The sequence below is a fragment of the Streptomyces sp. NPDC111802 genome, from assembly GCF_055634335.1.
In genome coordinates, this window is the sequence record NZ_JBVKCZ010000054.1 from 24307 (window position 1) to 44140 (window position 19834).

The 19834-nt window shown below is 70.7% G+C and carries 17 protein-coding genes and 1 pseudogene; 16 read left to right on the forward strand and 2 right to left on the reverse strand.

Going from position 1 to position 19834, the window contains the following annotated elements; all coding sequences use genetic code 11:
• The 15 genes from ACZ7NC_RS38700 to ACZ7NC_RS38770 are packed head-to-tail and all read left to right on the forward strand — an operon-like array spanning nucleotide 1 to nucleotide 18393.
• A complete protein-coding gene (locus ACZ7NC_RS38700) occupies nucleotides 1-2172 on the forward strand; it encodes a bi-domain-containing oxidoreductase (protein WP_471495706.1) in 2172 nt (723 codons plus the stop codon).
• Nucleotides 2169-4112, forward strand: a complete 1944-nt coding sequence (locus ACZ7NC_RS38705) for a heparinase II/III family protein (protein ID WP_471495708.1) — start codon at nucleotides 2169-2171, stop codon at nucleotides 4110-4112. The genes ACZ7NC_RS38700 and ACZ7NC_RS38705 overlap by 4 nt, the downstream gene beginning before the upstream one ends.
• A gap of 8 nt (nucleotides 4113-4120) precedes the next feature.
• The gene (locus ACZ7NC_RS38710; protein WP_471495710.1) at nucleotides 4121-5656 is read left to right on the forward strand and encodes a right-handed parallel beta-helix repeat-containing protein; all 1536 of its coding nucleotides are present in this window, start codon (nucleotides 4121-4123) and stop codon (nucleotides 5654-5656) included.
• A 1-nt stretch (nucleotide 5657) separates the two neighbouring features.
• Complete coding sequence (locus tag ACZ7NC_RS38715; protein ID WP_471495712.1) at nucleotides 5658-6890, forward strand: O-antigen ligase family protein; 1233 nt, start codon at nucleotides 5658-5660, stop codon at nucleotides 6888-6890.
• 2 nt (nucleotides 6891-6892) lie between these two features.
• A complete protein-coding gene (locus ACZ7NC_RS38720) occupies nucleotides 6893-8104 on the forward strand; it encodes a glycosyltransferase (RefSeq protein ID WP_471495715.1) in 1212 nt (403 codons plus the stop codon).
• Nucleotides 8101-9336 (forward strand): class I SAM-dependent methyltransferase, encoded by a 1236-nt coding sequence (locus ACZ7NC_RS38725; protein WP_471495718.1) that lies wholly within the window; start codon nucleotides 8101-8103, stop codon nucleotides 9334-9336. The genes ACZ7NC_RS38720 and ACZ7NC_RS38725 overlap by 4 nt, the downstream gene beginning before the upstream one ends.
• Nucleotides 9333-10127: a sugar phosphate nucleotidyltransferase gene (locus ACZ7NC_RS38730; protein WP_471495720.1), complete on the forward strand. Its 795-nt coding sequence runs from the start codon at nucleotides 9333-9335 to the stop codon at nucleotides 10125-10127. Before ACZ7NC_RS38725 ends, ACZ7NC_RS38730 begins: the two co-directional genes overlap by 4 nt.
• Nucleotides 10094-10771: a PIG-L deacetylase family protein gene (locus tag ACZ7NC_RS38735; protein WP_471495722.1), complete on the forward strand. Its 678-nt coding sequence runs from the start codon at nucleotides 10094-10096 to the stop codon at nucleotides 10769-10771. Before ACZ7NC_RS38730 ends, ACZ7NC_RS38735 begins: the two co-directional genes overlap by 34 nt.
• A gap of 3 nt (nucleotides 10772-10774) precedes the next feature.
• Nucleotides 10775-11800, forward strand: coding sequence for an NAD-dependent epimerase/dehydratase family protein (locus ACZ7NC_RS38740; RefSeq protein WP_471495724.1), 1026 nt, complete (start codon nucleotides 10775-10777; stop codon nucleotides 11798-11800).
• Complete coding sequence (locus ACZ7NC_RS38745) at nucleotides 11788-13071, forward strand: DUF4910 domain-containing protein (RefSeq protein ID WP_471495726.1); 1284 nt, start codon at nucleotides 11788-11790, stop codon at nucleotides 13069-13071. Before ACZ7NC_RS38740 ends, ACZ7NC_RS38745 begins: the two co-directional genes overlap by 13 nt.
• Nucleotides 13072-13076: 5 nt before the next feature.
• A complete protein-coding gene (locus ACZ7NC_RS38750; RefSeq protein WP_471495746.1) occupies nucleotides 13077-14366 on the forward strand; it encodes a hypothetical protein in 1290 nt (429 codons plus the stop codon).
• Nucleotides 14363-15310: a glycosyltransferase family 2 protein gene (locus ACZ7NC_RS38755; RefSeq protein ID WP_471495728.1), complete on the forward strand. Its 948-nt coding sequence runs from the start codon at nucleotides 14363-14365 to the stop codon at nucleotides 15308-15310. Before ACZ7NC_RS38750 ends, ACZ7NC_RS38755 begins: the two co-directional genes overlap by 4 nt.
• Nucleotides 15307-16518 (forward strand): polysaccharide pyruvyl transferase family protein, encoded by a 1212-nt coding sequence (locus tag ACZ7NC_RS38760; protein ID WP_471495730.1) that lies wholly within the window; start codon nucleotides 15307-15309, stop codon nucleotides 16516-16518. The genes ACZ7NC_RS38755 and ACZ7NC_RS38760 overlap by 4 nt, the downstream gene beginning before the upstream one ends.
• Nucleotides 16509-17060 carry a dTDP-4-dehydrorhamnose 3,5-epimerase family protein gene (locus tag ACZ7NC_RS38765; RefSeq protein ID WP_471495734.1) on the forward strand — a complete coding sequence of 184 codons (552 nt, stop codon included), beginning with the start codon at nucleotides 16509-16511 and terminating at the stop codon, nucleotides 17058-17060. The genes ACZ7NC_RS38760 and ACZ7NC_RS38765 overlap by 10 nt, the downstream gene beginning before the upstream one ends.
• A gap of 7 nt (nucleotides 17061-17067) precedes the next feature.
• A complete protein-coding gene (locus tag ACZ7NC_RS38770) occupies nucleotides 17068-18393 on the forward strand; it encodes a glutamate-1-semialdehyde 2,1-aminomutase (RefSeq protein ID WP_471495736.1) in 1326 nt (441 codons plus the stop codon).
• Nucleotides 18394-18400: 7 nt separating this feature from the next.
• Here ACZ7NC_RS38770 and ACZ7NC_RS38775 read toward each other — a convergent pair whose 3' ends face one another.
• The gene (locus ACZ7NC_RS38775) at nucleotides 18401-19048 is read right to left on the reverse strand and encodes a phosphatase PAP2 family protein (RefSeq protein ID WP_471495738.1); all 648 of its coding nucleotides are present in this window, start codon (nucleotides 19046-19048) and stop codon (nucleotides 18401-18403) included.
• A gap of 242 nt (nucleotides 19049-19290) precedes the next feature.
• Between ACZ7NC_RS38775 and ACZ7NC_RS38780 the strand changes: the two genes are divergently transcribed.
• The gene (locus ACZ7NC_RS38780; RefSeq protein WP_471495748.1) at nucleotides 19291-19491 is read left to right on the forward strand and encodes a hypothetical protein; all 201 of its coding nucleotides are present in this window, start codon (nucleotides 19291-19293) and stop codon (nucleotides 19489-19491) included.
• A gap of 3 nt (nucleotides 19492-19494) precedes the next feature.
• On the opposite strand, the pseudogene ACZ7NC_RS38785 reads toward ACZ7NC_RS38780, so the two are convergent.
• Nucleotides 19495-19683: pseudogene (locus tag ACZ7NC_RS38785) on the reverse strand (hypothetical protein); the annotation flags it as partial.
• Nucleotides 19684-19834 lie beyond the last annotated feature (151 nt).

A 19834-nucleotide genomic window follows, 5' to 3' on the forward strand; every position in this document is an offset into this window, starting at 1 on the left:
GTGAAGCAGATTGTGCAGAACTACAAGAGCGGCGAGCTGGCGCTGCTCGACGTGCCGGTGCCGGGGTGCAAGCCGGGCGGTGTGCTGGTCCGCAGCGCCTACTCGCTGATATCCACCGGTACCGAGCTCATGAAGGTGTCCGAGGCCGGCATGTCGATGGTGGGCAAGGCCCGCTCCCGCCCGGACCAGGTGGCCAAGGTCATGCAGAGTGTGGCCACCAACGGGGTGCCCGCCACCTACCGCAAGGTGATGGGCAAGCTGGACTCCTACACGCCGCTTGGCTATTCGCTGTGCGGGGTGGTCGAGCAGGTCGGCGCCGGGATCGACGATGTGAAGGTCGGCGACCTCGTAGCCTGCGCCGGCAACGAGCACGCGTTGCACGCCGAGCTGAACTGGGTGCCGAAGAACCTCTACACCCCGGTGCCGGACGGCCTCGCGCCGCGGCACGCGGCCTTCGGCACCGTCGGGTCGATCGCGTTGCAGGGCGTCCGCCAGGGCGAGCCACAGCTCGGCGACGTGGCGCTGGTCATCGGCCTCGGGCTGATCGGGCAGCTCGTGGTACAGCTCCTCGCCGCCTCGGGAGTCCGCGTCGTCGGAGTCGACCCCGACTCGGTGCGCTGCGGGCTCGCCGAGCGTCTGGGCGCCGCGGCCTGCGGCGATCCCGCGTCCGCGGCCGTGGAAGCCGCCGTCGCCGAGCTCACCGGCGGTCATGGCGTGGACCAGGTGTACCTGGCCGCCGGCGGCGGCAGCAACCAGCCCGTCGAGCTGGCCGCCCGGCTCTGCCGGGACCGCGGCCGGGTCGTCGACATCGGCAAGTGCCGCCTGGACCTGCCGTGGAACGCCTACTACGAGAAGGAGCTCGACGTCCGGTTCTCCCGCAGTTACGGCCCCGGGCGCTACGACCCGGAGTACGAGCTCGAGGGCCGGGACTACCCGATCGGCTACGTGCGCTGGACCGAGCGCCGCAACCTGGCGTGCTTCCTCGATCTCCTCGCCCAAGGCAGCATCGACGTGGAGCCGTTGGTCTCCCACATCGCCGACTTCGACGACGCCGTCGAGACGTACCAGAGCCTGAAGAACCGCGACCTGAAGGCGGTGGCTGTGCTGTTCAAGTACCCCGAGCAGACGATCGAAGCGGAGGCCCCTGCGGTCGCCGTGCCCGGGGTGAACGTGAAGCCGAGCCCGGCACGGGCCGCCAAGACGCCGGTGCGCCTTGCGTTCGTCGGCGCGGGCAACTACGCGACCTCGATGCTGCTGCCGCACCTGGGTGGGCGCGACGGCGTCGAGTTGTCGACCGTCGTCACCACGACGGCGCTGTCCGCGGCCAACGCGCAGCGGAAGTTCGGCTTCGCCGAGGCGACCACCGATCTCGACGCCGTGCTCGGCGACAAGTCCGTCGACGCGGTGTTCGTGGTCACGCGGCACAGCTCGCACGCCGAACTGACCCGAAGAGCACTGCTGGCCGGCAAGACCGTGTTCGTGGAGAAGCCCCTGGCCCTCACCGAGGACGAGCTGGCCGGCGTACTCGCGGCGGTGGAGGAGTCCGGCAACGACCGGCTTCAAGTGGGCTTCAACCGCCGGTTCGCGCCGCTGCTCCAGGAGGCCAGGCAGCGGTTCGGCGCTCGGACCGGTCCGGCGAGCCTGCGCTACCTGGTCAACGCAGGCCGACTGCAGCACGGCAGCTGGTACCTACAACAAGGCACCGAGGGCTCGCGGTTCGCAGGCGAGGGCGGGCACTTCATCGACACGGCGAGCTGGCTGCTCGACGCCGACCCGGTCTCGGTGTACGCGGTCGGCACGTCCGGCAACGCGGACCTGCAAGTCGTGCTGCGCTACCCGGACGGGTCCACCGCCACCATCAGCTACGTCACCACCGGCTCGCCCGGCTTCCCCAAGGAGACCCTGGACCTCGTCGCCGACGGCAAGGTTCTGCGGCTCGACGACTTCGTCCGTGCCTCGGTGTACGGCCGTAAGCGGTGGGTCAGTTCGCGGCTGCCCAAGGCCCGGGACAAGGGCCAGAACGCCGAACTGGCCGCGTTCATCAAGGCCGTGCGGACCGGCGGACCGATGCCGGTGCCGCTGGAGTCGCTGGTCGCCACCACAGCGGCCACCCTCTCCGTGTATGCCGGGCTGGCCGGCGGTGCGCCGGTGACGTTGGCGGGGGCGCGATGACCATGAGCGCGGTCTGGTACGCGCGGCGCCTGTCCCGGATGGGACCACAGGAGGTTGCGGGCCGGGTGGGCGATGCGGTGCGCAGACGGCGGTGGCGGTCGTCGCGGCCGGACTGCCCGAGCGTGACCGGCGCCCGGTTCACCGCGGTCCTGCCCGCCGGGACGATGGCCGCGATACCTCCGGACGCCGCGAAACGCCTCGTCGCCGAGGCGGACCGGCTGATGTACGGGCACGTCGAGTACTTCGGCGTGGCCCGCTACGACCTGGCCGCCCCGGACTGGTGGTGCGACCCGAAGACCGGGCGCCGGGCTCCGTGGGGCTACGCATTCGACGTGCCGTACCGGAACGAGGACGCGGTCGGGGACATCAAGCAGATCTGGGAGCTGTCCCGGCATCAGTACCTCACCGTGCTCGCCGCCGCCTACACGATCACCGGGAACGAGCGGTACGCCAAGCGCGTGGCCGAGCACCTGCGGTCGTGGTGGACGGCCAACCCACCGCTGCGCGGCGTGCACTGGATCAGCGGCATCGAGCTGGGCATCCGGCTGCTGTCGTGGGTGTGGATCCGCCGGCTGCTCGACGGCTGGCCGGGCGCGCCCGGGCTGTTCGAGGGCAACCCGGTGGCGCTGAACCAGATCTGGCACCACCAGCGCTGGCTGGCCGCCTTCCCCAGCCGGGGATCTTCGGCGAACAATCACGTCATCGCCGAGGCCGCCGGGCAGTTCGCCGCGGCGTGCGCGTTCGGGTGGTTCCCCTCCTCGGCACGTTGGCGAGTCGACGCGCTGCGGTCGCTGGAGCGGCACCTGCACGGCAACACCTTCGGCTCCGGCCTCAACCGCGAGCTGGCCACCGAGTATCACGGCCTTGTGATAGAGCTCGGCCTGGTCGCGGTGGCCGAGGCGGATGCCGCCGACGTTCCGGTCCCCGCGTCGATCCGGCTGGTGCTGCTGCGGATGGCCGACGCGCTGGCGGCCATCGTGGACAACCGGTTACGGCCACCGCGCCAGGGGGACGCGGACGACGGGCATGGCCTGATCGTGGACGGCGCGGGCACCGACCGCTGGGCGTCGCTGCTGGCCACCGGGGACGCCGTGTTCGGCGGGCTCAACTGGTGGCCGGCGGTGACCGGCACCGATGTGCGCACCCCGCTGCTGACCGCGCTCATCAAGCCCACTGACCTGTCCGTGACCCGCCCGGCGAGCCGACCGGCCCACTTCGCCGACGCGGGGCTCACCATCCTGCGCGGTCCGGAAGAGATCTGGTGCCGCTGCGACGGCGGTCCGCACGGCTTCCTGTCCATCGCCGCGCACGCCCACGCGGACGCGCTGTCCGTGGAGGTCCGGCACGACGGGGTCGACGTCCTCGCCGATCCGGGGACGTACTGCTACCACGGGCAGCCCGAGTGGCGGCGGTACTTCCGCTCGACCCTCGGCCACAACACCCTGCAGCTGGACGGCGGTGACCAGTCCGTCTCCGGCGGCCCGTTCCTGTGGACCCGGCATGCCCACAGCCGAGTACTGGCCGCGGACACCTCCGACGAGGGCGTGGCCCGCTGGTGTGCCGAGCACGACGGTTACCAGGGCTCCGTGCACCGCCGCCAGGTGGAGCTGACGGCCGCGAGCCAGGAGCTGAGGGTGGTCGACGAGGTGCGCGGCCCGCGCCGGGCCGTGCGGCTGGCGTTCCACCTCGGTCCGGCGATCGCCGCGGACCTGGTGGGAAACCGGGCGGTGCTCACCTGGACCCGAGGCGGCGAGGGGCGCTCCGCTGTGCTCGACCTGCCCGGGCAGCTGAGCTGGCGGGCGCATCGCGGCGAGAGTGACCCGCCGCTGGGCTGGTACTCCGCCGGCTTCGGGCGCAAGGAACCCACCACCACGCTGGTCGGCACCGGCTTCGCCGATGGCGCGGAGGGCTTCACCACCGTACTCAGGTTCCATGGCTAGGGGGACGCGTGGGGATCAAGCGGCGGCACTGGGCGTGGGCGGCGGCACCGCTGGCGCTGGCGCTCCTGGCGGCGACCGGCTGTGAGAACACGGACTCGGCTACGTCGGACGCCGGGGCGAAGCCGACCGCCGCGCCGTCGTCCACGCCCGTGGCCCGGGTGTGCGCCAAGCCCGCGGCCGGGCCGGCGAAGGCGCCGGCGGGCGCGGTGACCGTCGACCCCGCGGTGGTCGGTGACCTGGCGGCGAAGACCAAGAGCAGCCCCCCGAACACCACGTTCTGGCTTCGACCGGGCAAGCACCGGCTCGACCCGGACCGCTACGCCCAGGTCATCCCCAAGGAGGGGAACCGCTACTTCGGCGCGCCGGGCGCGGTGCTCGACGGCCGGAAGAAGAACCAGTACGCGTTCGGCGGCAGTGCCCGCAACGTCACCATCCGCCACCTGGCCGTGCAGCGCTTCGTCGCGCCGCCGGATGAGGGCGTGGTCAACCATGACTCGGCCGACGCGTGGGTGGTCGAGCACGCGACGATCCAGGACAACTCCGGCGCCGGGCTGATGGCCGGTGCCCGCCAGCGGGTCCGCGCCAGCTGTCTGCGCGGCAACGGCCAGTACGGCATGAACGCGTACAAGGCCGGCGACCGTATCAGCGGCCTGGTGGTCGAGGGCAACGAGATCGTGGGCAACAACACCGACGACTGGGAGCGGCGGCGGGAGGGCTGCGGCTGCACCGGAGGCATCAAGTTCTGGGCCGTCAACGGCGCCGACGTACGCGGCAACTGGGTGCACGACAACCGCGGAACAGGGCTGTGGGCGGACACCAACAACAACGACTTCCGCATCGAGAACAACGTGCTCGAGGCCAACGACGGTGCAGCGCTGATCTACGAGACCAGCTACAACGCGGTCATCCGGAACAACACGATCCGGCGGAACAACTGGCTCGAGGGCCGCAGGGAAGCCGACCGCGGCGACAAGTTCCCGTACGCGACCGTCTACCTGTCCGAGTCCGGTGGCGAACCACGGATCAAAGCCCGCACCGACAAGATCGAGATCTACCGGAACGTGCTGGAGAACAACTGGTCCGGGATCACCCTGTGGGAAAACGCCGATCGGTTCTGCAACAGCCCGGCCAACACCTCGTCCGGTGACTGCACCTTGCTGGTGCCGGACACCGACCGGTGCGCGAAGCCGGCGATCGCCGAGACACCGCTCTACGCCGACTGCCGGTGGAAGACCCAGCGGGTGGACATCCACGACAACCGCTTCGTGCTGGACAGGTCCGTCGTCAAGTGCACGCAGAAGTGCGACCGCATGGCGCTGCTGGCCAACTACGGCACCTATCCGGACTGGTCGCCGTACCAAGGCGAGCGGGTGGCCGAGGCGATCACCCACAAGCAGCACAACCGCTGGCACGACAACGTCTACCTCGGGCCATGGAAGTTCGTCGCCCAGAACCCGAGCCGGGTGCTCGGCTTCGGGAAGTGGCAGGGCACGCCGTATCGGCAAGACGCGGGCAGCACCTTCCGCGCAAGGGACGGTGGTTGAGATGAGCGCGGACCATGCGTCGAAGATCGTCGGGACGGTCTGGGGACTGCTGGTCCTCAACACGCTCGGCTCCGCCGGGGCGAAGACCATCGTCCCGCTGCCCCGCTCTCTCATCCAGATGGTTACCATGGGCGCGCTGGTCGCCGCGTTCGCGCTGGCGCTCACGGTCAATCTCCGGATGCGGATCCGACCCAGCGCCTACCTGCTCCTGCTCACCCTGCTGCTGGTGCCGAGCGTGATCTCCAGCGCGCACCTGGAGTCCGGGTTCGGCGCGCTGTTCCGCTGCACCCGGCTGGCTCTCTTCATCGGCACGCTGTGGCTGCTCAGCCGCTGGTGGGACGGCGGCCCAACGTTCGTCCGGCACCACATCCGGATGTACTTCGCGATACTCGGGACGGTGGCCGCCGGCCTGGTCATCTCACCCGGCGAGGCGATGCCCGAGCTCTACGGCGGACGCCTGGTCGGCGCGTTGTGGCCGCTCACCCCACCGCAGATAGGCCAGTACGCCGCGGTGATCATCGGGCTCACCGTGCTGCTCGTACTGGGCCGCCGGACCGACAGGGCCAGTGCGGCGGTGGTCATCGTGCCGTCACTCGTCCTGCTCGCGCTGACCCATACCCGGACGGCCACGCTCGGCCTGTTCATCGGTCTGGCGCTGGCGATCGGCTCGCTCATCCTGACCAGCGCCGCTGCCCGCCGGTTCTTCACCTGGGCGGTGCTGTGTGCCGTGGTGGCCTCGGTGGGGTTCGCCTCCGCGTTGCAGGCGTGGTTCCTGCGCGGACAGAGCAAGGATAACTTCTCCAACCTCACCGGTCGGGCCAAGGTCTGGAACGCCCTGCTGGCTGAGCCCAGGTCGGCCTCGACGAAGTTGTTCGGCGTGGGCCTGGGCGACAAGTCGTTCGGCGGGCTGCCGATCGACAACAGCTGGCTGGCCGTCTACAACGAGCAGGGTCTGATCGGCGTCACCCTCGTCGCAGCGATCATCATCGTGCTGGGCGGCGTCGCGTTGCTGCGGCCACCGTCGCTACAGAGGGCCTGCGCGATCTTCCTGATCAGCTATTGCGCGATCGCGTCGTACACCGAGGCCGGGCTCGGCGACGCCTCGCCGTATCTGCTGCATCTGGCCCTGGCTGCCTCGCTGCTGGCGGCACCCGCCGCGGCCCCGCCCCTCGGGACGCCCGAAGTCCCTCGACGACATACCCCGCGCAGGGCCCAAAGATCGGAGGTGACCTGAGCATGCATGTCCTCGTGGTGCACAACCGCTACGCCTCGGCACAGCCGAGCGGGGAGAACAAGGTCGTCGACCAGGAGGTGGAGCTCCTGCGCAATGCCGGCCACCGCGTCGAGGTGTTCGAGCGGCGCAGCGACGACATCACCGCCCGGTCCCTGCTGGGCAAGGCCGCGCTACCGCTCCTTGTGCCGTGGAACCCGGCGGTCCGCGCGGAACTCGCCGCCCGGCTGCGTACCGAGCGGCCGGACGTGGTCCACGTCCACAACGTCTTCCCGCTCCTGTCGCCGGCGGTGCTGGCCGCCTGCGCCGACGCCTGCGTGCCCGCCGTCGCCACGCTGCACAACTACACCCAGATCTGCCCGCCCGGAACGCTGCAGCGGGACGGCCGGCCGTGCACCGAGTGCATCGGGTCGGCAGCGCCGCTGCCGGCCGTCCGGCACGGCTGCTACCGGAACTCCCGCCTCGCGACGGTGCCGCTCGCGGTCAGCCTGTCGGTCAACCGGCGGCGGTGGTGGTCCGGCGTGGAGCGGTTCTTCTGTATCTCCGCGGCGCAGCGCGACGTCCTGGTACGGGCCGGCATGCCAGCCGAGCGGCTGACGGTGAAGCACAACTTCGTGCCCGACCCGGATGACCGCAGATCAGACGCCGGCGAGCATCTGCTCTATCTCGGCCGGCTCGCGGAGGCCAAGGGCGTACGGCTGCTCATGGCCGCCTGGGACGTCCTCGCCGCCGACGGCGGTGTGGGCGTGCCGCTCGCGATCGCCGGCACGGGGCCGCTGGAGCGAGAGGTGACCGCCTGGGCGGCAGGCCGGGACGATGTCCGCTACCTCGGCCTGTTGGACCCGGCGGAGTGCCAGAAGGCAATCGCGCAATCGGTCGCCGTGGTGGCTCCCTCGACGTGGCTGGAGGCGTTCGGCCTGGTGGTCGTGGAGGCGATGGCGGCCGGCGCCCCGGTCGTCGCCGCCGGTCATGGCGCGTTCGTCGAACTCGTCGAGGACGGCGTGACCGGGCTGTTGCACCAGCCGGGCGAGCCCGCCTCGCTCGCGGCCTGCATACGCCGGATCGCGGCCGAGCCGGCCCTGGGCCGGGAGATGGGCCAGGCAGGCCGGCGCCGTTACGAGCAAGGCTTCAGCCCGGCCGTCGGCCTTGAGCGCCTGGTGGAGGGGTACCGCACCGCGATCGCGGTGCGGACGGAATCAATGGGGGGCAGTAGATGACACGATGCCGACTCTGCGGCTCGGCGGCGCCGGCGAGCGTCGTAGATCTGGGAGCGACGCCGCCGTGCGAGAGCTTTCTCGCCGCGGACCAACTGGACCAGCCGGAGCCGGCGTACCCGCTGCACCTGCGCGTCTGCACCGACTGCTGGCTCGCGCAGATCCCGCCGCTGATCACACCGGAGGAGACGTTCACGCAGTACGCGTACTTCTCCTCCTACTCGACCTCCTGGGTGGAGCATGCGCGCACGTTCGTCACCGACGCCGTACAGCGGTTGGGTCTTGGCCCCGACGCCTTCGTGGTCGAGGTCGCGAGCAACGACGGGTACCTGCTGAGGCACGTGGTGGACCGCGGGATCCGCTGCCTCGGCATCGAGCCGTCGGTGAACGTCGGCGCAGCGGCCCGGGACGCGGGTGTGCCCACGCTCACGAAGTTCCTGGACCCCGCCATTGGTGCCGGCGTCCGCGCCGCACACGGCCCAGCGGACTTGGTCGTGGCCAACAACGTGTACGCGCACATCCCCGACGTGGTCGGATTCACCCAGGGGCTGCGCGCCCTGGTCGCCGACGACGGCTGGCTCTCCATCGAGGTGCAGCACCTGCTGACCCTGATCGAGAAGAACCAGTACGACACGATCTACCACGAGCACTTCCAGTACTACACGGTCGCCTCCGCGATCCGGGCCCTTGCGAGCGGGGGACTCACGCTCGTGGACGTCGAGCTGCTGCCCACACACGGCGGCTCCATCCGGCTGTGGGCCCGGCCGACCGAGGCGGCGGGCGAGCCGACGCAGCGGGTGGCCGACGTACTGGCCCGGGAGAAGGCCGCCGGGCTGCAGGAGCTGTCCGGGTACACCGAGTTCGCCGCCCGGGTGGCCAAGGTGCGCCGGGACCTGCTGCGGTTCCTCATCGAGGCGGCCGAGCGTGGCGAGACCGTAGTCGGTTACGGCGCCCCGGGCAAGGGCAACACCCTGCTCAACCACTGCGGCATCCGGCCCGACTTGCTCCTCTACACGGTCGACCGCAACCCCTACAAGCACGGCAGGTTCACCCCGGGCACCCGCATCCCGATCCTGCCGCCCGAGCAGATCGCCGCCGACCGACCGGACTACGTCCTCGTCCTCCCTTGGAACCTGCGGGCCGAACTGGTCGAGCAGCTGTCCTTCGTGCACGACTGGGGCGGCCGCCTTGTCTTTCCCATCCCGGAACTGAGCATTGTCGAGGTCAAGTCATGAAGGTCGTTCTGTTCTGCGGCGGTTACGGGATGCGGATGCGCAACGGAGCCGCCGACGACGTGCCCAAGCCGATGGCGATGGTCGGCCCGCGACCGCTGATCTGGCACGTCATGCGCTACTACGCGCACTTCGGGCACACGGAGTTCATCCTGTGCCTCGGGTACGGGGCGCACCACATCAAGGACTTCTTCCTCAACTACGAGGAGACGACGTCCAACGACTTCGTGCTGCGGGGCGGGCGGACCGAGCTGCTCTCGACCGACATCGCGGACTGGACGATCACGTTCGCGCAGACCGGCATCGAGTCACCGATCGGAGAGCGGCTGCGCCGGGTGCGGCACCACCTGGACGGCGACGAGATGTTCCTGGCTAACTACGCCGACGTGCTCACCGACGCCCCCCTGCCCGAGATGATCGACCGGTTCGCCCGGCGCGACGCCGGTGCCTCGATGATGGTGGTGCCGCCGCAGTCGTCGTTCCACTGCGTGGAGTTGGGCGAGGACGGTCTGGTGGGCGGCATCACGGCGGTGAGCGAACTGCCGCTGTGGGAGAACGGCGGCTACTTCGTGCTCCGCCAGGAGGTCTTCGACCACATACCGGAGAACGGGGATCTGGTCGCCGACGGCTGCGCCCAACTGGCCAAGCGCGGCCGGCTGGCGGCGTACCAGCACCGCGGCTTCTGGAAGCCGACCGACACCGTGAAGGAGCGGTCCGGGCTCGCCGCCGCCTACGCCCGGGGCGACCGCCCGTGGGCCGTATGGGAGCGGGACCGCGCGGGGGTGGGGGCGTGATCCCGCTCGACACCAGGTGCCGGGACCGGATCGTCGCGGTGGGCGCGCACTGCGACGACATCGCCATCGGTGCCGGCGGCGCGTTGCTGACGCTGTGCCTCGCGCGGCCGGGCATCCGCGTCGACGCGCTGGTGCTCTCCGGCGGTGGCAGCGAGCGGGACCAGGAGGAGCAGGCCGCGCTCACCGCCTTCTGCCCGGGCGCCGACCTGCAGCTGACCGTGCACAAGCTGCCGGACGGCCGGCTGCCCGCGCACTGGGAGGAGGCCAAGGCCGCGATCGAGGAGCTGCGCGAGCAGACCGACCCGGATCTGATCCTGGCCCCGCGCACCGACGACGCGCACCAGGATCACCGCGGCCTGGCGAAGCTCATACCCACCGCCTTCCGCGACCACCTCGTGCTCGGCTACGAGATCGTCAAGTGGGACGGCGATCTCGGCCGTCCGGCGGCGTACCAGCCACTGTCGCCGGAGATCGCCGAGCAGAAGGTGCGGCTGCTGCAGGAGCACTACCCGTCGCAGCGGCACCGGCCCTGGTACGACCGGGAGGCCTTCCTCGGGCTGGCCCGGATCCGCGGCATCGAATGTCACGAGCGATACGCCGAGGCGTTCGCCGTCACCAAACTCACGCTCAATCTGGGGGGTTGAACCTTGCGCGTACTACTGACCGGACACCAGGGCTATCTGGGCACCGTGATGGCCCCAGTCCTTGCCGCCGCCGGGCACGAGGTCGTCGGCCTCGACTCCGGCCTGTTCGCCGACTGCGTCCTCGGCCCGACGCCCGCGGACCCGCCAGGGCACCGGGTGGACCTGCGCGACGTCACGGCCGAGCACGTGGCGGGGGTGGACGCCGTGATCCACCTGGGCGCGCTGTCCAACGACCCGCTGGGATCGCTGGCGCCGGAGCTCACCTACGACATCAACCACCACGCGTCCGTACGGCTGGCCCGACTGGCCCGCGACGCCGGAGTGCAGCGGTTCCTCTACGCGTCGACCTGCTCGGTCTACGGCGCCGCCGGCGGCGATGACCTGGTGGGCGAGGACGCCCCGCTGCGCCCTGTGACTCCGTACGCGGAGTCCAAGGTGCGGGTGGAGGACGACCTGCGCGCGCTGGCCGACGACGACTTCACCCCGGTGTTCATGCGCAACGCCACCGCCTTCGGCTACTCGCCCCGGCTGCGCGCCGACATCGTGCTGAACAACCTGGTGGGCCACGCGCTGCTGTCCGGCGAGGTGCTGGTGCTCTCCGACGGCACCCCCTGGCGCCCGCTGGTGCACGCCGCCGACATCGCACGGGCCTTCACGGCCGCGCTGACCGCGCCGCGGGAAGCGGTGCACGACCGGGCGTTCAACATCGGCTGCGAGACCAACAACGTCACGGTCGCCGAGATCGCCGAGCAGGTCGCCGAGGCGGTGTCCGGCGCCAAGGTGGTGATCACCGGGGAGACCGGTGCCGATCCGCGGTCGTACCGGGTGGACTTCTCCCGATTCCGCACTGCGATACCCGGCTTCGACTGCGAGTGGACGGTGAAGCAGGGCGCGCTCGAACTCGCCGACGCTTACCGCGAATACGGGCTGACCCGGGAGGACTTCGAGCGCCGCTTCACCCGGCTGGCCGTGCTGCGCGCGGCGTCCGACGCTGGCGCCGTCGACGACACCCTGCGGTGGCGCCGGTGACCGCGGCCGGCGAAGAGATGTACGAGCTGGTGGAGAAGCTGTACCCGCTGTGCCGCAGCATCACCGGCGACGGTGTGCGCGCCACACTGGAGATCGTCGGCGAGTACATCCCGCTGCAGACACACGAGGTGCCGACCGGGACGCAGGTGCTCGACTGGACGGTGCCGCAGGAGTGGAACATCCGGGACGCGTACATCGCCGACACCGCCGGCCACCGGGTCGTCGACTTCGCCGCGTCCAGCCTGCATGTGCTCGGCTACAGCGTGCCGGTGTCGGCGACCCTGCCGCTGGCCGAGCTGCGCGGACACCTGCACACCCTGCCGGACCACCCGTCCTGGGTGCCGTACCGCACCAGCTACTACAAGCCGGAATGGGGGTTCTGCCTGGCCCAGGAGACCTTGGACGCGCTGCCGGACGGCGAGTACGAGGTGTGCATCGACTCCACACTCGCAGATGGCCACCTCACCTACGCCGAGCACGTGGTACCCGGTCAGGTCGCCGACGAGGTGATCGTCTCCTGCCACGTTTGCCACCCGTCGCTGGCCAACGACAACCTGGCCGGCATTGCGGTGGCGACGTTCCTGGCCCGGGCGCTGGCAGAGCTGACGCCGTGGTACACCTACCGGTTCCTGTTCGCACCCGGCACCATCGGGGCGATCACCTGGCTGGCCCGCCACGCGCAGCGGGTGGAGCGGGTCAAGCACGGGCTGGTGCTGTCCTGCACCGGCGACTCGGGCTCGCTGACGTACAAGCAGAGCAGGCGCGGCGATGCGGAGATCGACCGGGTGATACGGCACGTGCTGGCCGCCTCCGAACGGCCGCACCGCATTGCCGAGTTCGCTCCGTACGGCTATGACGAGCGGCAGTTCTGCTCGCCCGGGTTCAATCTTGCCGTGGGCTCACTCGGCCGGACCCCTTACGCCGGCTACCCCGAGTACCACACCTCGGCGGACAACCTGGACTTCGTCTCCCCGGAGGCGATGGCGGACACGCTCGCCGTCTGCCGCGAGGCATTCGCCGTTCTTGACCGCAACCGGCGGTACGTCAACCTCAGCCCCTACGGCGAACCACAGCTGGGCCGACGCGGGTTGTACGACGCGCTCGGGGGCCGCAGCGACACCAAGCAGGCCCAGATGGCCATGCTCTGGGTACTCAATCTCGCCGACGGCGAGCACAGTCTGCTGGACGTCGCCGAGCGGTCCGGGCTGCCGTTCGACACCGTCGCCGCTGCGGCCGGCGCCCTGCACGGCGCCGGACTGATCAAGGCATGACGCCGATGACCATCGAGGGGGAGCATACGAGGCCGAAGGCAGCGACAGCCAGGCGGGCCATCGCCGGCCGGCTGTCCTGGGGGCTCGCCGACCAAGCGGCCTCCAGCATGAGTAACTTCGCGGTGGGCATCTACGTGGCACGCTCGCTCGGGGTGACCGCGTTCGGCGTGTTCAGCCTGGCCTGGGTGACCTACGGCGTGGTGCTCAACGTCTCCCGCGGCCTTGCCACCGACCCGCTCGTGGTGCGCTTCAGCGGCGTGCCAAAGGCGTCCTGGCGCGGGGCGGTGGCCCGGTCGACGGGTACCGCGCTCACCGTCGGTGCCGCCCTCGGAGCGGCGAGCCTGGCGGCCGGGCTCGGTCTCGACGGCCGCGTGGGGCCCGCGTTCGCCTGCCTCGGAGTCGTCCTGCCGGGGCTGTTGCTGCAGGACGCGTGGCGGTTTGCCTTCTTCGCCGCCGGCGCGGGGCGGAGGGCGTTCATCAACGACCTCGTGTGGGGCGTCGCGCTCGTCCCCGCCATGATGCTGGCGGCCCGCGTGGGCAGCGTGGCCGCTTTCGTGCTCGCCTGGGGTGGATCCGCCGCGGTGGCCGCGGGATACGGCTGCCTCCAGAGCGGGATGCGGCCCCGATTGACCGGAGCGCGCGAATGGTTCCGCGAGCACCGTGACCTCGGCTCCCGGTACCTGGTCGAGAACGTCAGCAACAGCGGTGCGAGCCAGCTGCGGGCGTACGGGCTCGGCGCGATAGTCGGTGTCGGCGCGGTGGGTGTGGTCCGGGGCGCCGAGCTCCTGCTCGGCCCATTCCTTGCCGTGCTAATGGGGCTGTCGCTGGTCACCGTCGCGGAGGCGGCACGGGTGCTGCGGCGGGCCCCGCACCGCCTCGGCACCTTCTGCCTCCTGCTGGGCGGCGGGCAGGCCGCCGCCGCGCTGCTGTGGGGCGGGGCGCTGCTCCTGGTGCCGGACCGGCTCGGCGAACTCGTGCTCGGCGGCGTCTGGAACTCCGCCTCGGAGCTGATCGTGCCGGTCACGCTCGGCGTCGCGGGGGCAGGACTCGGCACCGGCGCCGCGGCCGGACTGCGCGCGCTGGGCGTGGCCCGGCGCAGCCTGCACGCCGGGCTGTTCGCCTCCACCTTCTACGTCACCGGCGGACTCGGCGGGGCGGCCATCGCCGGCACCGTCGGCTCGGCCTGGGGTGTCGCCGCTGCGACCCTCTGCGGCTCGGCCGTGTGGTGGCTGCAGCTGCGGTCCGCCCTGCGCGAGCACCTCCAGAACACCATCCGTGAATTGAGGACGCCATGACCTCCCACCGCCGGCTGAGCATCGGCCTGCCCGTGTACAACGGCGAGGAATACCTCGCCGAGTCGCTCGACGCCCTGCTCGGCCAGACCTACGAGGACCTCGAGCTGGTCATCTCCGACAACGCCTCGACCGACGGGACCCAGGAGATCTGCCGCAAGTACGCCGCGCGGGACTCGCGCATCCGGTACATCCGGCTGACCCAGAACATCGGCGCCGCGCCGAACCACAACTACGTGTTCACCGAGTGCCGCGGCGAACTGTTCAAGTGGGCCTCGCACGACGACCTTTACGCCCGCGACCTGCTGCGGCGCTGCGTTCAGGCGCTGGACGAGCGGCCGGACGTGATCCTCGCGCACTCCGGGCAGGCGGTCATCGACGGCGGCGGCCGGGTGAAGGTCCCGTACGAGTACGGGCTCACCACCGACTCGCCGCACGCGCCGGAGCGCTTCCGCAGCCTGCTGTTCGAGCCCGGTGGCGACGACTTCTACGGGGTGATGCGGGCCGACGTGCTGCGCCGGGTGAAGCCGCACGACAGCTACCACCACGCGGACCGCACGTTCGTCGCCGAGATCACCCTGCACGGGCCCTTCCACCAGGTGCCGGAGTTGTTGTACTTCCGCCGTGACCACCCCACCCGCGCCGAGCGGGCGAACCCTTCCAAGCGCTCACGATGCGTCAATCTGGACCCGCGCCGGGCGGGCGCGCTGCACCCGACGTCCCGGCTGCTGGCCGAGTACGTCTGGGGCTTCGCCTCGGCGATCCGGCGGGCGCCGTTGTCCCCGGCCGACCGGCGCGCGTGCTACCGCCACCTGGCCGTCTGGATGACCAGCCGGGTCCGGCCGGGCGCCGGCGAGCGGGTCGAGGACCGCGCCCCGGTCGACCCGGGCCGGCTCACGGTTTCCGTCGACGCCCTTGTCGCCGGCCGTGAAGGGCGGCGGGCATGAGCAGTGCGCCGCGCGTCGGGGTGTTCGGCCTGCTCGGCTCCGGAAACCTCGGCAACGACGGGTCGCTGGAGGCCGTGCTCGGCTACCTCCGTACCAAGCACCCGGAGGCGGTCGTGGACGCGCTGTGCGGCGGACCCGAGGTCGTCGCGGACCGGTACGGGATACCCGCGACGCGGCTGCACTGGTACCGCAGGGAGTACCGGACCGCGTCACGTGCGGGCGCGATCGCGGGCAAGGGTCTGGGCAAACTCGTCGACGCTTTCCGCACCGCTGCCTGGGTGCGCCGGCACGACGTGGTGATCGTGCCGGGTATGGGTGTCCTGGAGGCCACGCTGCCGCTGCGGCCGTGGGGCTTTCCGTACTCGCTGTTCCTGCTCTGCGCGAGCGGACGGCTGTTCGGCACTCCGGTCGCGCTGGTCGGCGTCGGCGCGGATGAGATTCACGACCGCCCGACGCGGACCCTGGTCCGCTGGTCAGCCAGGCTCGCCGCGTATCGCTCGTACCGCGACGACCTGTCCCGTGACGCGCTGCGGGCGATGGGCGTGAACACCGCGCGAGACAAGGTCTACCCGGACCTCGCCTTCGCGCTGCCGACACCACGCGGGAGCGCACCATCGGGCTCTGTCTGCGTAGGCGTCATGGACTTCCACGGCAGCAACGACGACCGCGCCCGGGCCGAGGAGATCCACGGGCGCTACCTGGACGGTACGACACGGTTCGTCCGCGCACTGGTCGAGGACGGCAGGCAAGTACGGCTGCTCAGCGGCGATGCCTGCGACTCGCCGGTCGTGGCCGCGATCCTCGACGCGGTGGACTCCCCCCTGGTCACCGCACCCGAAGTCTCCTCACTCGCCGAGCTGATGAAAGAGATGGCGGCCGCCGACACAGTGGTGGCGATCCGCTTTCACAACTTGGTCTGCGCGCTGAAGGTCGGCGCCCCCACTCTCGCGCTCAGCTACGCGGCGAAGAGCGACGCACTCATGGACCGGATGGGCCTCGCCGCCTACTGCCACCCGGCTCGCGAGGTCGATGCCGACCGGCTGCTCGAACAGTTTCGGGAACTGGAGAAGCGATCGGCGGAGCTGCGACAGACCCTGACCGAAACGAACCTGGCCGCGACCCGCCAACTCGGTGATCAATTCCGTGAGTTGACGGCGGCGGTCGTGCCCGTGAACAACCGAGCCCGCCGGGAGGCCTCATGGAAGTGACCGAAGTCCCGGCGATCGCGGACGCGTTCCTCTTCGAGCCGACGCCGCACACCGACGAACGCGGCTACTTCTGCCGCACCTTCGACGCCGACGTGGTCCGCTCGGTGGGTCTCGACCCGCACGCCTTCGTCCAGGACAGCGTGTCCCGCTCGGTCAGGGGCGTGCTGCGCGGCCTGCACCTGCGCTCCGGCGCCGGTGAGGCCAAGCTGGTGCGGTGCTCGTACGGGAGGATCTTCGACGTCGTCGTGGATCTGCGGCCGGACTCGCCGACGTACCTGGGCCGGGCCTTCTTCGAGCTGTCCGGCGAGACGCAGGCGACGCTGTACATCCCGGCGGGGTGCGCGCACGGCTTCCAGGCGCTTACCGCCACCACCGACACCTCGTACCGGATCGACCGCCCGCACGATCCGGCCGAGGACGTGACGATCGCCTATGACGACCCGGAGCTCGCCATCCCCTGGCCGCTGCCGGTCACATGGATGTCCCAGCGGGACCGGGAGGCGTCGAGCCTCGCCGAAGTCCTCAAGCACAGGGAGAGTTGAGGTCGTCGTGGACACCGAAGAATTCCAACTGCCCCGGTCGCGGCAGGCGAACGAGCGGCTGCACGCCATGATCCCCGGGGGCGCGCACACCTATGCCAAGGGCGACGACCAGTACCCCGAGAACCTGGCCCCGGTCATCAGCCACGGCCGCGGCGCCCATGTGTGGGACATCGACGGCAACCGCTACATCGAGTACGGCTCCGGACTGCGGTCAGTCAGCCTCGGCCACGCCCACCCACGTGTGATCGAGGCGGTGCGGCGGGAACTCGACCGCGGCAGCAACTTCGTCCGGCCGTCCATCGTGGAGGTCGAAGCCGCGGAACGCTTCCTGGCCACGGTGCCGACCGCCGAGATGGTGAAGTTCGCGAAGAACGGCTCTGACGCCACCACCGCCGCGGTGCGCCTCGCCCGCGCCGCCACCGGGCGCCCGCGGGTGGCCCTCTGCGCCGACCATCCGTTCTTCTCCGTCGACGACTGGTTCATCGGTACGACGCCGATGTCCGCGGGTATTCCGGCGGCGACCAACGAGCTCACCGTGTCCTTCCCCTACGGGGACGTGCCCGCCACGGAGGAACTGCTCAACCGCTACCGGAACGAGGTCGCCTGCCTGATCCTCGAACCCGCCACGCACACCGAGCCGCCGCCCGGGTACCTCGCCGGCCTGCGCGAACTGGCCGACCGACACGGCTGCGTACTGATCTTCGACGAGATGATCACCGGCTTCCGCTGGTCCGAGGCGGGCGCCCAGGGCCTGTACGGCGTCGTCCCCGACCTCTCCACGTTCGGCAAGGCGCTGGGCAACGGATTCGCCGTCTCCGCGCTGGCGGGGCGCCGCGATCTGATGGAGCGGGGCGGGCTGCGCCACTCCGGCGACCGGGTGTTCCTGCTGTCCACCACGCACGGTGCGGAAACGCACTCCCTGGCAGCCGCGATGGCCGTGCAGACTACCTACGTCGAAGAGAGCGTCACCGCGCGGCTGCACGCCCTCGGCGAGCGGTTGGCCGCCGGTGTCCGCGACGCCGCGGCCGGCATGGGCGTGGGCGACCACATCGTCGTCCGGGGCCGGGCCAGCAACCTGGTCTTCGCCACCCTCGACGAGAACGGGCAGCCGTCGCAGCGGTACCGCACCCTGTTCCTGGGCCGGCTCCTCGCGGGCAGGGTGCTGGCCCCGTCGTTCGTGGTGAGCAGCGCGCTCAGCGACGCCGACATCGACCACACCGTCGACGTGGTGGCCCAGGCATGTGCGGTGTACCGGAAGGCACTGGACGCCGCCGACCCCACCCCTTGGCTGGCCGGACGACCGGTGAAGCCCGTGTTCCGCCGCTTGGCGTGACGTGACGTCAGCGGGGCTTCCGCTGATCGGGGTCGGCGATCCGGTCAGCCATCCGGTCGACCAGCCACGCGGTCGCCGGTATCACCGCCAGCGCGGTGCACCAGCCGCCGAGGACGTCGGTCGGGTAGTGCGCGCCCAGGGCGACCTGCGCCCAGCCCATGGCGGCGCCGGCCACCAGCGCCGCAGCGAGCACAAGTGCCGTGCCGGCCGTCCTGCCGAAGCCGAGCCGGCCGGTCGCGAGCAGCGCCACCATGAGGGCGAGCGCGGTGAGGAAGGCGGTGTGCCCGCTCGGATAGGCCAGGTTGCCGTCGCCGTGGATGGTGCGTCCCACCAGGTGCTTGAGCAACGTCGCCGTCCCCACGGCCATGCCGGCACCAGCAACGACGAGCACCGCCGCGCGAGGACGCCGAAGCAGCAGGCAGCCTGCCACGGTGGCCACGACCAGCATCGCAGCTCCGCCGGGCTCCCCCAGGAAGTCCATGGCCAGAGCGACGTGCCGCCACGGCGGCCCCACACCGTCCACCGTCGCCCAGATCCGCGCGTCCACCATGCCGGGCTTGCTGTCGTCGGCATACAGGACCCCGAGCACCGCGACCACCAGCGCGGCGACGGCCGCGATCAGCCCGAGCCACAAACGCAACGATGGGGGCAGCACCGCGGGCACCGAACGGCCGGTTACACGCCCGTCGCGTCCGTTCGACCTGCGATACTTTGCCGTGATCGGTAGATGGCGTTCCGGATCTTGACTTCTTGCAGCAGGGTGAGGGTGCGACTCTTCATCCGACCGGTGGGCTGCCATGAATCAGCGGCTCCCTGTTTCCCTTGCTCCCAAGCCCTCTTGAAGACTGCCCGGTCTGCTTCCGGTGACCTTCTTGTCTGCCATGCGCAGCAGTGGCTATGTCCCAGTCCCCGTGGAACCGCGAACCGGTCAACGACCGGCGGATGGACCTGCTGATGCCCGCACCGGCGACCGTGCCCCACGACAGCGGGGCATTGCTTCCGGACGACTCCAGTGACCGTAGGTCCGGGCAGGCCACGGCCAATGTGTCCCGTCACCACATAGATGATGTCGTGCAGCTCCCGCAGGGTGGCGCCTGAGGGTACTTCCAGGCGGCGCCAGACGGGACGCCGGGAGTCCTGCAATGTGACCTTGATCTTGTGGATGGTCCGGCTCGGCGCCGTCCGTGAACTCGGCATCGCGCGCCTAGTGTTCGCCATGGCACCCATCCTGCCAGCCTGAGGGCCCGGCTGCGGGCAGGATGCACGCCGCCCTCCGGCGACAACGCTCATCCGTTCGAGGAGTCGAGAAGGGTGAGTCCCTGCCGGTGCCTCAATACCTGCCCTCACCAGGCAATGCCGGTGAGTTAGGACGTTTCTGCAGGTAGCGGCGGGTGTCTGGCAACTTTCAGCGAGTAGTGGACGTTACTGGGAGTGCGTGGTT